This is a genomic window from Enterobacter ludwigii (assembly GCA_023023105.1).
In the GTDB taxonomy this organism is placed as follows: domain Bacteria; phylum Pseudomonadota; class Gammaproteobacteria; order Enterobacterales; family Enterobacteriaceae; genus Enterobacter; species Enterobacter adelaidei.
Genome location: CP083824.1, coordinates 123113 through 136937, shown reverse-complemented (window position 1 = coordinate 136937; position 13825 = coordinate 123113). Strand labels below are relative to the sequence as shown.

The following is a 13825-nucleotide window of genomic DNA, read 5'->3' as shown; positions in this document are numbered from 1 at the left end:
TCACCCCAGCCCTCTCGGGTAAAAAACATTGATGAAGGTTAACACTATGAAAGCATTACATTTTGGCGCAGGTAATATCGGTCGTGGCTTTATCGGCAAACTGCTGGCAGACGCGGGCATTACGCTGACATTCGCCGATGTGAACCAGGTGGTGCTAGACGCCCTGAATGCCCGTCATAGCTACCAGGTACACGTGGTTGGAGAAAACGAGCAGGTTGAAACGGTTTCAGGTGTGAATGCCGTAAGCAGCATTGGCGACGACGTTATCGACCTGATCGCCAGCGTCGATCTGGTGACCACCGCCGTGGGTCCGGTCGTGCTTGAGCGTATCGCTCCTGCAGTGGCGAAAGGCCTCGCAAAACGTAAAGCGCAGAACATTGATACCCCGCTGAACATCATCGCCTGTGAAAACATGGTGCGCGGCACCACGCAGTTGAAAGGCCATGTGCTCGCCGCTGTTGCCGACGAAGATAAAGCCTGGGTTGAAGCGCACGTGGGGTTTGTTGATTCCGCCGTTGACCGTATCGTCCCACCGTCTGAATCCGCCACCCACGACCCGCTGGAAGTGACCGTTGAAACCTTCAGCGAGTGGATCGTCGATAAAACGCAGTTTAAAGGCGCGCTGCCAACCATACCGGGGATGGAATTAACTGATAACCTGATGGCATTTGTCGAACGCAAACTCTTCACGCTGAACACCGGGCATGCTATAACCGCGTACCTCGGAAAATTGGCCGGTCATCAGACCATCCGTGACGCGATTCTCGATGAGAACATCCGCGCTGTGGTAAAAGGGGCAATGGAAGAGAGCGGCGCGGTGCTGATCAAACGCTACGGTTTTGATGCTGATAAACACGCAGCATACATCCAGAAAATCCTCGGTCGTTTTGAAAACCCGTATCTGAAAGATGACGTTGAGCGCGTTGGCCGTCAGCCCCTGCGCAAGCTGAGCGCGGGCGATCGCCTGATTAAACCGCTGCTGGGCACGCTGGAATACGGTCTGCCGCACGCCAACCTGGTGAAAGGGATTGCCGCCGCAATGCACTACCGCAGCGAGCAGGATCCGCAGGCGCAGGAACTGGCTCAACTGATTGACGATAAAGGCGCGCAGGCTGCGCTGGCGCAGATTTCAGGTCTGGACGCCAACAGCGACGTGGTTGTGGAGGCGGTTAACGCATATAACGCAACCAAATGATGCAGAGTGTGGCGCAGGTAACCCTGCGCCCTGATTACAGATTGTCAGATATGCAGGCAATAATGGAACAAACCCAGGCCTTTGAAAATCGTGTGCTTGAGCGTCTGAATGCTGGCAAAACCGTACGAAGTTTCCTGATTGCCGCCGTCGAGTTGCTAACCGAGGCGGTGAATATCCTGGTGCTTCAGGTGTTTCGCAAAGACGACTACGCGGTAAAATATGCTGTAGAACCGTTACTGGACGGAGACGGACCGCTGGGCGATCTCTCAGTGCGTCTGAAGCTGATTTATGGCCTTGGTGTGCTGAGCAGGCCAGAGTATGAAGACGCTGAGCTGTTGATGGCGCTGCGCGAAGAGTTAAATCATGACGGTAATGAGTACACCTTTACCGATGATGAGATCCTTGGACCTTTCGGCGAGTTGCATTGCGTCACTGCCCTTCCCCCGGCACCTCAGTTTGATAACAGCGATCCTGAGCTATACGCGATGCAAAAGCTGCGTTATCAACAGGTTGTTCGCTCCACAATGGTCCTCTCCCTGACTGAGCTGATTTCCCGAATCAGCTTAAAAAAAGCGTTTCAGAAGTAAGCCTGCTCACATTGGTGTATCCTTCCCTGTAAATTCCCCGTTTTCAGAGTTATTTGTCATGAAAGAAGTCGAAAAGAACGAAATTAAACGCCTGAGCGACCGTCTGGATCTGATCCGCCACCAGATGGCTGGCCTGTCACTGGTCGATTCCGCCGAGAAGTACGCTGAGCTGGAAAAAGAGGTCGCCACGCTGGAAACCGAAATCGAGCGCCTGCGCGAAGTCAAAGGCCAGAGGCTGAGCAAAGAAGCGCAGAAGCTGATGAACATGCCGCACCGCCGTGCGATCACCAAAAAAGAGCAGGCCGACATGGGCAAGCTGAAGAAAAGCGTTCGTGGTCTGGTGGTGGTGCACCCAATGACCGAGCTGGGCCGTGAAATGGGCCTGAAAGAGATGACGGGTTTTTGTAAGACCCCGTTCTGATTCTTAATTTAACTTAAGTTAAATACAAACCAGCCCAATATGTTCACCAGAAGAATGTATTGGGCTTTTTTATTATCTAAAAATACCGGGCCGCTACCCCCACAAATGTAACCAATTACTCGTAAAACCTGCAGGTTCACAATTGTCATTCTTAAGAGTAAAGTAGACATTCATTTCTTTCGATCTAACTAATACACACGGCACGCCATTGAAATATAATATATTTTCTTTGGCTTAATGGTATGTCATTGCATTAGGTTATAAATTTTATGAATTCTACTGAGAGCTCAACTTTTCAAAACAGCGCCCTTTCCTTAGAACAAAAGCTTGAAAAAGCCAGGGCTGAACTTCTGGATTTAGGGGCAAGGAACCGCTTACTCAACATACCGAGATCGAAAAACACACGTTTCCTGGAAGTGATTGATGAACGTTCTGAGCTGGTCTACAACCTTCTGTTTAATGAAAAAAAGACGTTCACATTTTTACATGGTAAATCAGGAAAAGAAGACGACCAGGAGACGGAAGGTAGTACCTCAGAAGAAAAATCCTTTATTTATCAATTTGATGAAGCGGATGATGAAATAAAATCGCAGCATCTCGATACTAAACTGCAAACTCGTTTAACACCGAAAGGGTTGCAGACTCGATTACTCGATTTGTACCACGACGCCAAAACGCTTGAAGAGGAGCAAGGCGCAAATATTCTTTTCCTGGCTCTGGGCACATTGAAGTGGGTAGATCCCGCCAATAAAGAGAATGTCCGTTATGCCCCACTGATACTGGTGCCAGTCAGTCTTGAACGCGGTAGTGCTGGAGAAAGATTTAAACTTAAAGCGCGCTCAGAAGACATCATCTCTAACCTCTCTCTGGAAGCCTTCCTTGAACGCGTGCATCAGATCACATTACCGATAATACAATCTGACAATGATGAAATTAATGTAAGTGGTTACTTTGAAGCTGTACAGCAAGCAATAGCATTGAAAACAGACTGGGAAGTTAAGACCAACGACATTATTCTTGGTTTGTTCTCTTTTTCTAAATTTTTGATGTATCGCGATCTTGACCCTGCCAACTGGCCAGATGATGAAGCTATTACATCAAAATATCTCATTCGTGCGCTCATGGTGACCTGCTCCCCGTTGATTAGTACACCCCGATGTTAGTAATGTCTTCATAAGCCACATGAGGACATCCCCATGAAGAAGCGTTTTTCCGACGAACAGATCATCAGTATTCTCCGCGAAGCCGAAGCTGGGGTACCCGCCCGTGAACTCTGCCGCAAGCATGCCATTTCCGATGCCACGTTTTACACCTGGCGTAAGAAGTATGGCGGTATGGCGGTGCCTGAAGTTAAGCGCCTGAAGTCGCTTGAGGAAGAGAACGCCAGACTCAAGAAGCTGCTTGCCGAAGCCATGCTGGATAAAGAGGCGCTTCAGGTGGCTCTTGGGCGAAAGTACTGACGACAGACCAGAAGCGGGAAGCCGTGATGTTGATGTGTGATGCGACCGGTCTGTCGCAACGTCGTGCCTGCAGGCTTACAGGTTTATCCCTGTCGACCTGCCGCTATGAGGCTCACCGTCCGGCTGCTGATGCGCATTTATCAGGGCGCATCACTGAGCTGGCACTGGAGCGCAGGCGTTTTGGCTACCGTCGTATTTGGCAGTTGCTGCGCCGTGAAGGGCTTCATGTTAATCATAAGCGCGTGTACCGGCTTTATCACCTCAGTGGCCTGGGCGTAAAACGCAGAAGACGTCGTAAAGGGCTGGCAACAGAACGTCTGCCGCTGCTCCGTCCGGCGGCGCCCAATCTGACCTGGTCGATGGATTTCGTCATGGACGCACTTTCCACCGGTCGCAGGATCAAGTGTCTTACCTGCGTCGATGATTTCACAAAGGAATGCCTGACGGTCACTGTTGCCTTTGGGATTTCAGGCGTTCAGGTCACGCGTATTCTGGACAGCATTGCACTGTTTCGAGGCTATCCGGCGACGATAAGAACTGACCAGGGGCCGGAGTTCACTTGCCGTGCACTGGATCAATGGGCCTTTGAGCATGGTGTTGAGTTGCGCTTAATCCAGCCGGGCAAGCCAACGCAGAACGGATTTATTGAGAGCTTTAACGGACGATTTCGCGATGAATGTTTGAATGAGCACTGGTTCAGCGATATCGTTCATGCCAGGAAAATTATTAATGACTGGCGGCAGGATTATAACGAATGCCGCCCGCACTCCACGCTGAATTATCAGACACCGTCTGAATTTGCAGCGGGCTGGAGAAAGGGTCATTCTGAGAATGAAGATTCCGACGTTACTAACTGAGTGTTGTATCTAATCGTGGGGGCAGGTCATAGAGCAGAACACACCTACGGGCGTTCTCGAGCCGTTCCTGTTGATATCGTCACCGTTGAACGAGAAGATGCTATTGAGGTTGGTTTTGATAGAACTGATTCCGCTAATGACCAGTCTGTGAGTTATGAAGAAGCACAGCCCGAAGCCAATCTTTCATATGCTTTACATGAAACACCAACCGGTATACTTGCTGACATGGTTGAAAAAATAGTCTTCACAGAATCGCCTATCCATATAAACGAAGTAATAACTCGTCTTCGCTCAGCGTGGGGATTGCAGCGGGCAGGTGCGCGAATAGAAAACGTTGTTAGTCAAGCTGCTCAAATTGCATGCATGAGGGGTAAGATTTATAAGGAGCATGAGTTTTTCATACACAAAGAAGTAACGATTCGACTCCGCAATAGACAGAACGTGTTGTCTGCAGGTGTACGTAAACCGGAACTGATCGCACCTATAGAAATCGCTTCGGGTGTATTTGACATAGTTAGCGCAAGCCTCGGAGCAACTGAAGATGAAATCATTACATCCGTCTCGAGGATGCTTGGTTTTAAATCAACCAGCAGTGTTCTTCGAAAGGTGATCTCAGATGTCATTGAGCAGGAGATTAAAAATAACCGTCTTAAGCAACAAGATGGTTTGACTGTCATCGGAGATACCGCCTCTGTTCAGAATGCTGTTTAATTCCTGAAATTCTATTAACTCTTTAAGGGGCACACCATCATACGGTGGAGCCCCACTCAAATTGGCCCAACCAATCCACGGTTTCTTTCTTCCCCGCTTCACAAATCCATCATTTCTGCTCACAAAACCATTGCCAGCTCATAACATCTGGTTAACCATTTGTTGTCATTACCCCTACAACACAACATTGGCAGGACCAATTTTACACAGACTGTGACGCAGAGATGAGCGGAGACTCACCCGCAGTACAGGCTGTCTGGTCCCCAGGAGACCTGCATGAGCCTCTGGCAACAAAACTACGACCCGGCCGGAAATATCTGGCTGTCGAGCCTGATCGCATCGCTTCCGATCCTGTTCTTCTTCTTTGCGCTGATTAAGCTCAAGTTGAAGGGCTACCTTGCCGCCACCATCACCGTTGCCATTGCGCTGATGGTGGCATTGTTGTTCTACAAAATGCCGGTCGACCGTGCGCTGGCCTCTGTGGTCTACGGTTTCTTCTATGGCCTATGGCCGATTGCGTGGATCATCATCGCCGCGGTCTTTGTCTATAAAATCTCGGTGAAAACCGGGCAGTTCGACATCATCCGTTCGTCGATTCTCTCCATTACCCCTGACCAGCGCCTGCAGATGCTGATTGTCGGCTTCTCCTTTGGGGCGTTCCTGGAAGGGGCTGCAGGTTTTGGCGCACCGGTGGCGATCACCGCCGCGCTGCTGGTCGGTCTGGGCTTTAACCCGCTGTATGCCGCGGGCCTGTGCCTGATTGTGAACACCGCCCCCGTCGCGTTTGGTGCGATGGGCATTCCAATTCTGGTGGCCGGACAGGTCACCGGGCTGGACAGCTTCGAGATTGGCCAGATGGTGGGCCGCCAACTGCCGTTCCTGACCATTATCGTGCTGTTCTGGATCATGGCGATTATGGACGGCTGGCGCGGCGTGAAGGAGACCTGGCCTGCGGTGATGGTGGCAGGTGGTTCGTTCGCCATCGCCCAGTATCTCAGCTCCAACTTCCTCGGCCCTGAACTGCCGGACATTATCTCTTCGCTGGTTTCGCTGGTTTGTCTGACGCTGTTCCTGAAGCGCTGGCAGCCGGTACGTATTTTCCGTTTTGCCGATATGGGCGCCTCTCAGGTCGATCAAACCCTGGCACGTACAGGCTATACGGCAGGACAGGTGATCCGCGCCTGGTCGCCGTTCCTGTTCCTGACCGCAACGGTCACGCTGTGGAGCATCCCACCTTTCAAAGCCCTGTTTGCCCCGGGTGGCGCGCTGTACGACATGGTGATTAACATCTCCGTACCGTTCCTCGACAAGATGGTCGCCCGTATGCCGCCAGTGGTCCACGCCGCAACGCCGTATGCCGCGGTGTACAAATTCGACTGGTTCTCCGCGACCGGTACGGCGATTCTGTTTGCCGCTATCCTTTCTGTTGTCTGGCTGCGCATGAAGCCTGTCGCTGCAGTACAGACCTTTGCGGCGACCATTAAAGAACTGATGCTGCCGATTTACTCTATCGGCATGGTGCTGGCATTCGCGTTTATCTCAAACTATTCCGGTTTGTCATCTACGCTGGCTCTGGCGCTGGCGCATACCAGCCACGCATTCACCTTCTTCTCGCCGTTCCTCGGCTGGTTAGGGGTGTTCCTGACCGGTTCAGATACCTCGTCTAACGCCCTGTTTGCTGCTCTGCAGGCGACGGCGGCCCAACAGATTGGCGTGTCAGATGTCCTTCTGGTGGCGGCTAACACCACTGGCGGCGTGACCGGGAAAATGATCTCCCCGCAATCCATCGCCATTGCCTGCGCTGCGGTGGGACTGGTCGGTAAAGAGTCGGACCTGTTCCGCTTTACCGTGAAACACAGCCTGATATTCACCTGCATGGTCGGGGTGATCACCACCCTGCAGGCCTATGTCTTAACCTGGATGATTCCATGATAGTGATGCCCAGACGCCTGTCCGACGAGATCGCCTCTCGCGTGCGGGCGCTGATTGAAGAACAACAGCTGGAAGCGGGCATGAAATTACCCGCCGAACGCCAGCTCGCCGCCCAGCTTGGTGTATCACGTAATTCGCTGCGTGAAGCACTGGCGACACTGGTCAGCGAAGGGGTACTGGTAAGCCGCCGTGGTGGTGGCACCTTTGTCCGCTGGCAGCATGATGACTGGTCTGAGCAAAACATTGTTCAGCCGCTGAAAACGCTGATGGAGAACGACCCGGACTACAGCTTCGACATCCTTGAAGCGCGTCACGCCATCGAAACCAGTACCGCCTGGCATGCAGCCATGCGGGCAACCGAGGCCGATAAAGAGAAGCTAAGAGCCTGTTTTGAGGCCACGCAAAGCAGTGACCCGGATATCGCCTCCCAGGCGGACGTGCGCTTTCACCTGGCGATTGCCGAGGCATCACACAACGTGGTTCTGCTGCAGACCATGCGCGGTTTCTTCGACTTGCTGCAATCCTCCGTGAAGCAGAGCCGCCAGCGTATGTATCTGGTTCCACCGGTGTTTGCCCAGTTGACCGAACAACACGAGGCGGTGCTTAACGCCATTCTGGCCGGTGATGCCGAGGCCGCGCGAAAAGCGATGATGGCGCATCTGGGCTTCGTACACACCACCATTAAACGATTCGATGAAGATCAGGCCCGACAGGCGCGTATTACCCGTCTGCCTGGCGACAGTGATATTTCCAGGGAGAACAAAGCATGATTATTTCAGCAGCCAGTGACTATCGCGCCGCGGCACAGCGCATTTTGCCACCTTTCCTGTTTCACTATATCGACGGCGGGGCCTATGCCGAGCACACCCTGCGTCGCAACGTGGAAGACCTGTCGGAAGTGGCTCTGCGCCAGCGCGTGCTGAAGAATATGTCTGACCTGAGCCTTGAGACGAAATTGTTCAATGAAACGCTCTCCATGCCGGTCGCCCTCGCCCCCGTAGGCCTGTGCGGCATGTACGCCCGTCGTGGCGAAGTACAGGCGGCCGCGGCTGCAGATGCCAAAGGCATTCCGTTTACCCTCTCCACCGTTTCCGTCTGCCCGATTGAAGAAGTCGCTCCAACCATCAAGCGCCCGATGTGGTTCCAGCTGTACGTTCTGCGCGATCGCGGGTTTATGCGTAATGCGCTGGAGCGTGCCAAAGCGGCGGGCTGCTCAACGCTGGTCTTTACCGTCGATATGCCAACCCCCGGCGCACGCTACCGTGATGCTCACTCAGGCATGAGCGGACCGAATGCCGCCCTGCGCCGTTACTGGCAGGCGGTGACGCATCCGCAATGGGCCTGGGATGTCGGTCTGAACGGACGTCCACACGATCTGGGCAACATCTCGGCTTACCTTGGTAAACCTACCGGGCTGGAAGATTACATCGGCTGGCTGGCAAATAACTTCGACCCGTCCATCTCCTGGAAAGACCTGGAGTGGATCCGCGATTTCTGGGACGGCCCGATGGTGATCAAAGGGATCCTCGACCCGGAAGATGCCCGCGACGCGGTACGCTTTGGCGCTGACGGGATTGTGGTTTCTAACCACGGCGGACGCCAGCTTGACGGTGTGCTCTCTTCCGCACGAGCCCTGCCTGCCATTGCCGATGCAGTGAAAGGCGACATCGCTATCCTGGCTGACAGCGGCATCCGCAGCGGGCTGGACGTGGTGCGTATGATCGCGCTGGGCGCTGACAGCGTACTGCTGGGCCGTGCGTATCTGTATGCGCTGGCGACGGCGGGCCAGGCGGGTGTGGCAAACCTGCTGAACCTGATCGAAAAAGAGATGAAGGTGGCGATGACGTTAACTGGCGCGAAAACGATTAGTGAAATCAGTAAGGATTCCCTGGTGCAGGAGTTAAGCAAATTACCGGCGACGCTGGCTCCGCTTGCTCAGGGAAACGCAGCCTGAGTCTTCTCCATTAACACCTCTTTTTCACGCGCCCGATTCCCCCTCGGGCGCTTTTTTATGCCAAAAATAACATCCAGATAACATATTGGATAAGAAAATTTGACATCAACCTGCCGCGCGCAATTGTATAGACAAGCAAATACAAGAACACAAAAACAACATCACATCAGAGGGGAGCGTATGACATATTCAGGTAAGGTGGATATTCAGCAGGTGATCGATGAGAGTCCCTTTTCAGGGTTTCACTGGCTTCTTATCGTTCTGGGCTTTCTGGTTCTGGCGATCGATGGTTTTGATACGGCGGCGATGGGTTACATCGCGCCTACGCTGTCGGCAGAATGGGGGATACACAAACAGGATCTGGGGCCGGTGCTGAGCGCAGCGCTGCTGGGGCTGTCGTTGGGGGCACTTATCGCCGGTCCGGTATCGGACCGGATGGGACGCAAGCGCGTACTGGTCTTTTCGTGTCTGTTCTTCGGTCTTGCGAGCCTGGGAACGGCCTGGGCGCAAAGTCTGAATACGCTCACGCTGTGGCGCTTTTTGACGGGTCTGGGCCTCGGCGCTGCAATGCCTAACGCCATCACGCTGATCTCCGAGTTTGCCCCCCAGCGCTGCCGCGCCATGGCGATTAACACCATGTACTGCGGCTTCCCTCTGGGTGCGGCAGGCGGCGGCGCGATCTCTTCCTGGCTTATCCCCCACCACGGCTGGCGAAGCGTGCTGCTGACCGGCGCGATTGCTCCGCTGATTTTAACGCTGCTTCTGGCACTGCTTTTACCCGAGTCTGTGAAGTTTTTGGTACAACGCGGGAAAGACGTCATGCAGGTCCGCCGCATCGCCAGCCGGTTTGCACGCAGCACGCTGGATAGCGTCACGGGCTTTTTCCTGGCGGAAGAAAAGGTGGTCACTAAAAAAGGGAGCGTGGCGCAACTGTTTGCTATGCCCTGGCTGCCCGGCACCCTGATGCTGTGGGTGACCTACTTTATGGGGCTGGTCATTTACTACGTCCTGCTGAGCTGGATGCCAACGCTGATGCAGGGGATGGGTTATGCTCTGGCGGAATCCGCCTGGCTCACCTCGCTGTTCACCTTCGGCGGTACCGCAGGCATTCTGCTCGCGGGCTGGATGATGGACCGCTGGGAAGCGCACAAGGTGGTCGCCGGGGGATTTGTCCTGACAATGGGACTGATCCTGTTACTCGGCCTTGAGCAAAACCATATCGCCCTGTTTGGCGGACTGATTTTCCTGATGGGGATCGCAATGAACGGTGCGCAATCGGGCATGCAGACCCTGGCCGCTACCTTTTACCCTACCGAGTGCCGCGCGACAGGTATCGCCTGGATGCAGGGCATCGGCCGCTTTGGCGGCGTGGCGGGAACCATGACCAGCGCCCAGCTTCTTTCCATGCAGTGGCAGGCAGACAGTATTTTAATGATCCTCAGCGTACCCGCCATGGTGGCCGCCGCGGCAACCGTCTACAAAATGCTGTATAGCCGCTCGCAGGAACCCGGCGTCGCGTAGTTCCTCTCTTTTCTGCTATTCTGCCCCCGCAATTAAGGGGGCAGCATGCTTAACATCGTTTTATTCGAACCAGAAATCCCGCCGAATACCGGCAATATCATCCGCTTGTGTGCGAACACCGGTTTTCGCCTGCATATCATTGAGCCAATGGGTTTTACGTGGGACGACAAACGTCTGCGACGTGCGGGGCTGGATTATCATGAATTTACTGCCGTGGTGCGTCATCATGATTACGCCGCGTTTCTGGAAAGCGAAAAGCCACAGCGTATGTTCGCCCTGACCACGAAAGGGACGCCTGCACACAGCGCAGTGAGCTATCAGGAAGGGGATTATCTGATGTTTGGCCCGGAAACCCGTGGCCTGCCCGCAATCATCCTGGACGCCCTGCCCGCTGAGCAAAAAATCCGTATTCCAATGATGCCGGACAGTCGCAGCATGAACCTGTCAAATGCGGTGTCAGTGGTTGTGTATGAAGCATGGCGCCAGTTGGGATACCCGGGCGCCATTCTCAGAAGTTAAATACCGTCCCCATACTCGAAAGTATGGTGGATACCGTTGAAGTGCTGATCCATATCCATTGACGGTTTATCGCTGTCTGGCTTGCCGACAATACGTGCCGGTACGCCAGCGGCGGTGGTGTGCGGCGGAACTGGCTGAAGCACGACTGAACCCGCACCAATCTTCGCCCCGCGCCCTACTTCGATATTCCCGAGGATCTTGGCACCTGCGCCAATCATCACCCCTTCACGGATCTTCGGGTGACGATCGCCGCTGGTTTTGCCCGTACCGCCCAGCGTGACCGATTGCAGAATAGAGACGTCATCTTCAATTACCGCCGTTTCACCGACAACAATGCCGGTGGCATGGTCGAGCATAATCCCACGGCCAATTTTCGCCGCCGGGTGGATATCAACCTGAAAGGTTACAGACACCTGGTTTTGCAGGAAGATGGCCAGCGCGCGGCGGCCTTCGTTCCACAGCCAGTGACCAATGCGGTAGGCCTGAAGCGCATGGAAGCCTTTCAGGTACAGCAGCGGTGTAGAGTATTTATCGACAGCCGGGTCACGCGTGCGCACAGCCTGGATATCACAGGCGGCAGAGGCGATCATTTCCGGATCTGCGGCGTAGGCCTCTTCTACCACTTCGCGAATGGCGATGGCAGGCATAATTGAGGAGGCCAGTTTGTTGGCAAGCATATAGCTCAGGGCGCTGCCGAGGTTTTCGTGCTTGAGTAGCGTCGCGTGGTAGAAACTGGCCAGCATAGGCTCGCAGTCGGCCAACGCCCGGGCTTCGGCTTTAATATTGTTCCAGACGATATCCAGTTCTTCACACGGCATTGCTTACTCCAGACGTAATAGTACGATCGGCCAGTCTCTGCTGGCCGTATCGTTGGGTGACAACGGTTCCCTGCGACTAGTTGCTGCTGCGCTCGTCCTTTCGCGCACGACCTAATAAGGTCAATGCTGCCTCGCGCGCATTTTTTCCGCAATACAATACCTGATAAATTTCCTCGGTTATTGGCATTTCAACGCCAAACCGATGGGCAAGTTCGCGAACTTCTTTGGTATTGCGGTAACCTTCAACCACCTGACCAATCTTCTCCTGCGCGCCTTTTACATCGCTGCCCTGTCCGAGCATCATGCCAAAGCGGCGGTTACGCGACTGGTTGTCGGTACAGGTCAGCACCAGGTCGCCCAGACCTGCCATCCCCATAAAGGTCGCCGGATCGGCACCCAGTGCCGCTCCCAGACGGGACATTTCTGTCAAACCACGGGTGATCAACGCCGTACGTGCGTTGGCACCAAAACCAATGCCGTCTGACATCCCGGCACCAATCGCAATCACGTTCTTCACCGCACCGCCCAGCTGCACGCCGATAAAATCAGGGTTGCTGTAGACGCGGAAGCTCTTGCCGCAGTGCAGCAGCTGTTGAAGATCGTCGGAGAAGGCCTGATCGGTTGAAGCCAGCGAAATCGCTGTTGGTAGGCCAGCAGCCAGCTCTTTAGCAAAGGTCGGGCCGGAGATGACCGCCAGCGGGATCTCATCACCCAGCACTTCGCGGGCAACGTCCTGCAGCAGACGCCCGGTTTCGGCTTCCAGTCCTTTCGTCGCCCATACAATACGTGCATCCGGACGCATCAGCGGCTTGATCTGGCGCAGCACTTCGCCAAAGACATGGCTTGGCACCACAATCAGAATGTTGCGGCTGGCTGCCAGTGCGGTCGCAAGATCGCTTTCCAGGTGCAGGGTGTCTGGGAACGGAACGTCAGGGAGAAACGCCACGTTGCAGCGGTCATGTTGCAACGTCGCGATATGTTTTGGATCGTGGCCCCACAGGACCACATCGTGACCATTTCTTGCCAGTGTGATGGCAAGAGCGGTGCCGTATGAGCCGGCACCGATCACAGTCATTGACGCATTAACAGTGCTCATCAGGCATCCTGATGTTGTTCAGCACCTTCGCCAGCTTGCTGCTGCAGATAGTTCATGAACAGCGCATCAAAGTTTACTGGCGCAAGGTTCAGTTGCGGGAATGTACCGCGAGAAACCAGGCTGGTGATGCATTCACGCGCATACGGGAACAGGATGTTCGGGCAGTATGCACCCAGGCAATGCGCCATCTGGTTGCCTTCAATGCCGCCGATGGAGAAGATGCCGCCCTGCTGTACTTCACACAGGAAAGCCGTTTCTTCGCCCAGAGAAGCGGTAACAGTCACACGCAGTACGACTTCATACACATCATCCGCCAGTTGGGTGGATGCAGTATCCAGATCAAGTTTAACCTCTGGCTGCCAATCTTTCTGGAAAACGTGTGGCGCATTTGGCGCTTCGAAAGAGACATCCTTGGTGTAGATGCGCTGGATCTGGAAAGTCATTTCGGTGTTGTTTTGTTCTGACATGGAAAAACCCTTTTTAATTGTCCTAAAGTCTCTTAGCGCAGCAGGGGATCGAGTCCACCACGTGCGTCGAGCGCATACAAGTCATCACAGCCGCCAATGTGCTGCGCATCAATAAAAATCTGCGGAACCGTCGTGCGACCACTACGTTGAATCATCTCTTCGCGTTTTGTCGCGTCACCGTCGATTGGCAATTCCTGGAACGTGACGCCTTTGCTGTTAAGCAGTGCTTTCGCACGATGGCAGAACGGACAGGTTGCTTTGGTGTAGATCTCAATATTGGCCATCAC

Annotated in this window: 15 protein-coding genes; 11 read left to right on the top strand and 4 right to left on the bottom strand. The window is 54.0% G+C overall.

Translation table 11 applies throughout. From position 1 onward, the window contains the following. Positions 1–46: 46 nt before the first annotated feature. The 11 genes from mtlD to trmL all read left to right on the top strand — a co-directional run bounded on the left by mtlD (position 47) and on the right by trmL (position 11157). Entirely contained in the window at positions 47–1195 is a 1149-nt protein-coding gene (gene mtlD / locus LCD46_00630) for a mannitol-1-phosphate 5-dehydrogenase (GenBank protein ID UOY70893.1), read from the top strand. After that, positions 1192–1782, top strand: coding sequence for a mannitol operon repressor MtlR (gene mtlR, locus LCD46_00625; protein UOY70892.1), 591 nt, complete (start codon positions 1192–1194; stop codon positions 1780–1782). The genes mtlD and mtlR overlap by 4 nt, the downstream gene beginning before the upstream one ends. A gap of 58 nt (positions 1783–1840) precedes the next feature. Then, positions 1841–2203: a YibL family ribosome-associated protein gene (locus tag LCD46_00620; protein UOY70891.1), complete on the top strand. Its 363-nt coding sequence runs from the start codon at positions 1841–1843 to the stop codon at positions 2201–2203. Positions 2204–2472: 269 nt separating this feature from the next. Beyond that, on the top strand, positions 2473–3366 hold the full coding sequence (locus LCD46_00615) for a DUF4011 domain-containing protein (protein ID UOY70890.1): 894 nt from the start codon (positions 2473–2475) through the stop codon (positions 3364–3366). 33 nt (positions 3367–3399) lie between these two features. Beyond that, positions 3400–4520 (top strand): IS3-like element ISSen4 family transposase gene (locus LCD46_00610; GenBank protein UOY70889.1). Its coding sequence is split into 2 segments (ribosomal slippage): positions 3400–3658 and positions 3658–4520, totalling 1122 coding nucleotides; the frame shifts between segments, so codons are not numbered across the junction. Then, positions 4521–5231, top strand: a complete 711-nt coding sequence (locus tag LCD46_00605) for a DUF3320 domain-containing protein (protein UOY70888.1) — start codon at positions 4521–4523, stop codon at positions 5229–5231. A 276-nt stretch (positions 5232–5507) separates the two neighbouring features. After that, positions 5508–7163 carry an L-lactate permease gene (lldP, locus tag LCD46_00600; protein ID UOY70887.1) on the top strand — a complete coding sequence of 552 codons (1656 nt, stop codon included), beginning with the start codon at positions 5508–5510 and terminating at the stop codon, positions 7161–7163. Then, complete coding sequence (gene lldR, locus LCD46_00595; GenBank protein UOY70886.1) at positions 7160–7933, top strand: transcriptional regulator LldR; 774 nt, start codon at positions 7160–7162, stop codon at positions 7931–7933. Before lldP ends, lldR begins: the two co-directional genes overlap by 4 nt. Continuing rightward, positions 7930–9117, top strand: a complete 1188-nt coding sequence (lldD, locus tag LCD46_00590) for an FMN-dependent L-lactate dehydrogenase LldD (GenBank protein ID UOY70885.1) — start codon at positions 7930–7932, stop codon at positions 9115–9117. The genes lldR and lldD overlap by 4 nt, the downstream gene beginning before the upstream one ends. Positions 9118–9297: 180 nt before the next feature. Further along, positions 9298–10638, top strand: a complete 1341-nt coding sequence (locus LCD46_00585; GenBank protein UOY70884.1) for an aromatic acid/H+ symport family MFS transporter — start codon at positions 9298–9300, stop codon at positions 10636–10638. Between the two features lie 45 nt (positions 10639–10683). Then, positions 10684–11157: a tRNA (uridine(34)/cytosine(34)/5-carboxymethylaminomethyluridine(34)-2'-O)-methyltransferase TrmL gene (trmL, locus tag LCD46_00580; protein ID UOY70883.1), complete on the top strand. Its 474-nt coding sequence runs from the start codon at positions 10684–10686 to the stop codon at positions 11155–11157. Here trmL and cysE read toward each other — a convergent pair. The 4 genes from cysE to grxC all read right to left on the bottom strand — a co-directional run bounded on the left by cysE (position 11154) and on the right by grxC (position 13822). Continuing rightward, positions 11154–11975: a serine O-acetyltransferase gene (gene cysE / locus LCD46_00575; GenBank protein ID UOY70882.1), complete on the bottom strand. Its 822-nt coding sequence runs from the start codon at positions 11973–11975 to the stop codon at positions 11154–11156. The two genes, trmL and cysE, sit on opposite strands and share 4 nt — an antisense overlap. 76 nt (positions 11976–12051) lie before the next feature. Beyond that, positions 12052–13071 (bottom strand): NAD(P)H-dependent glycerol-3-phosphate dehydrogenase, encoded by a 1020-nt coding sequence (gene gpsA / locus LCD46_00570; GenBank protein ID UOY70881.1) that lies wholly within the window; start codon positions 13069–13071, stop codon positions 12052–12054. After that, positions 13071–13538 carry a protein-export chaperone SecB gene (secB, locus tag LCD46_00565; protein ID UOY70880.1) on the bottom strand — a complete coding sequence of 156 codons (468 nt, stop codon included), beginning with the start codon at positions 13536–13538 and terminating at the stop codon, positions 13071–13073. The genes gpsA and secB overlap by 1 nt, the downstream gene beginning before the upstream one ends. A gap of 32 nt (positions 13539–13570) precedes the next feature. After that, positions 13571–13822, bottom strand: coding sequence for a glutaredoxin 3 (gene grxC / locus LCD46_00560; GenBank protein UOY70879.1), 252 nt, complete (start codon positions 13820–13822; stop codon positions 13571–13573). Between the last annotated feature and the right edge of the window lie 3 nt (positions 13823–13825).

Bases quoted from the DNA above. Each gene is read 5' to 3' on its own strand.
- lldP (UOY70887.1), top strand. From the start codon at position 5,508: ATGAGCCTCTGGCAACAAAACTACGACCCGGCCGGAAATATCTGGCTG.
- cysE (UOY70882.1), bottom strand. From the start codon at position 11,975: ATGCCGTGTGAAGAACTGGATATCGTCTGGAACAATATTAAAGCCGAA.
- mtlD (UOY70893.1), top strand. From the start codon at position 47: ATGAAAGCATTACATTTTGGCGCAGGTAATATCGGTCGTGGCTTTATC.
- mtlR (UOY70892.1), top strand. From the start codon at position 1,192: ATGATGCAGAGTGTGGCGCAGGTAACCCTGCGCCCTGATTACAGATTG.
- secB (UOY70880.1), bottom strand. From the start codon at position 13,538: ATGTCAGAACAAAACAACACCGAAATGACTTTCCAGATCCAGCGCATC.
- LCD46_00620 (UOY70891.1), top strand. From the start codon at position 1,841: ATGAAAGAAGTCGAAAAGAACGAAATTAAACGCCTGAGCGACCGTCTG.
- lldD (UOY70885.1), top strand. From the start codon at position 7,930: ATGATTATTTCAGCAGCCAGTGACTATCGCGCCGCGGCACAGCGCATT.
- trmL (UOY70883.1), top strand. From the start codon at position 10,684: ATGCTTAACATCGTTTTATTCGAACCAGAAATCCCGCCGAATACCGGC.
- LCD46_00615 (UOY70890.1), top strand. From the start codon at position 2,473: ATGAATTCTACTGAGAGCTCAACTTTTCAAAACAGCGCCCTTTCCTTA.
- LCD46_00585 (UOY70884.1), top strand. From the start codon at position 9,298: ATGACATATTCAGGTAAGGTGGATATTCAGCAGGTGATCGATGAGAGT.
- gpsA (UOY70881.1), bottom strand. From the start codon at position 13,071: ATGAGCACTGTTAATGCGTCAATGACTGTGATCGGTGCCGGCTCATAC.
- grxC (UOY70879.1), bottom strand. From the start codon at position 13,822: ATGGCCAATATTGAGATCTACACCAAAGCAACCTGTCCGTTCTGCCAT.
- lldR (UOY70886.1), top strand. From the start codon at position 7,160: ATGATAGTGATGCCCAGACGCCTGTCCGACGAGATCGCCTCTCGCGTG.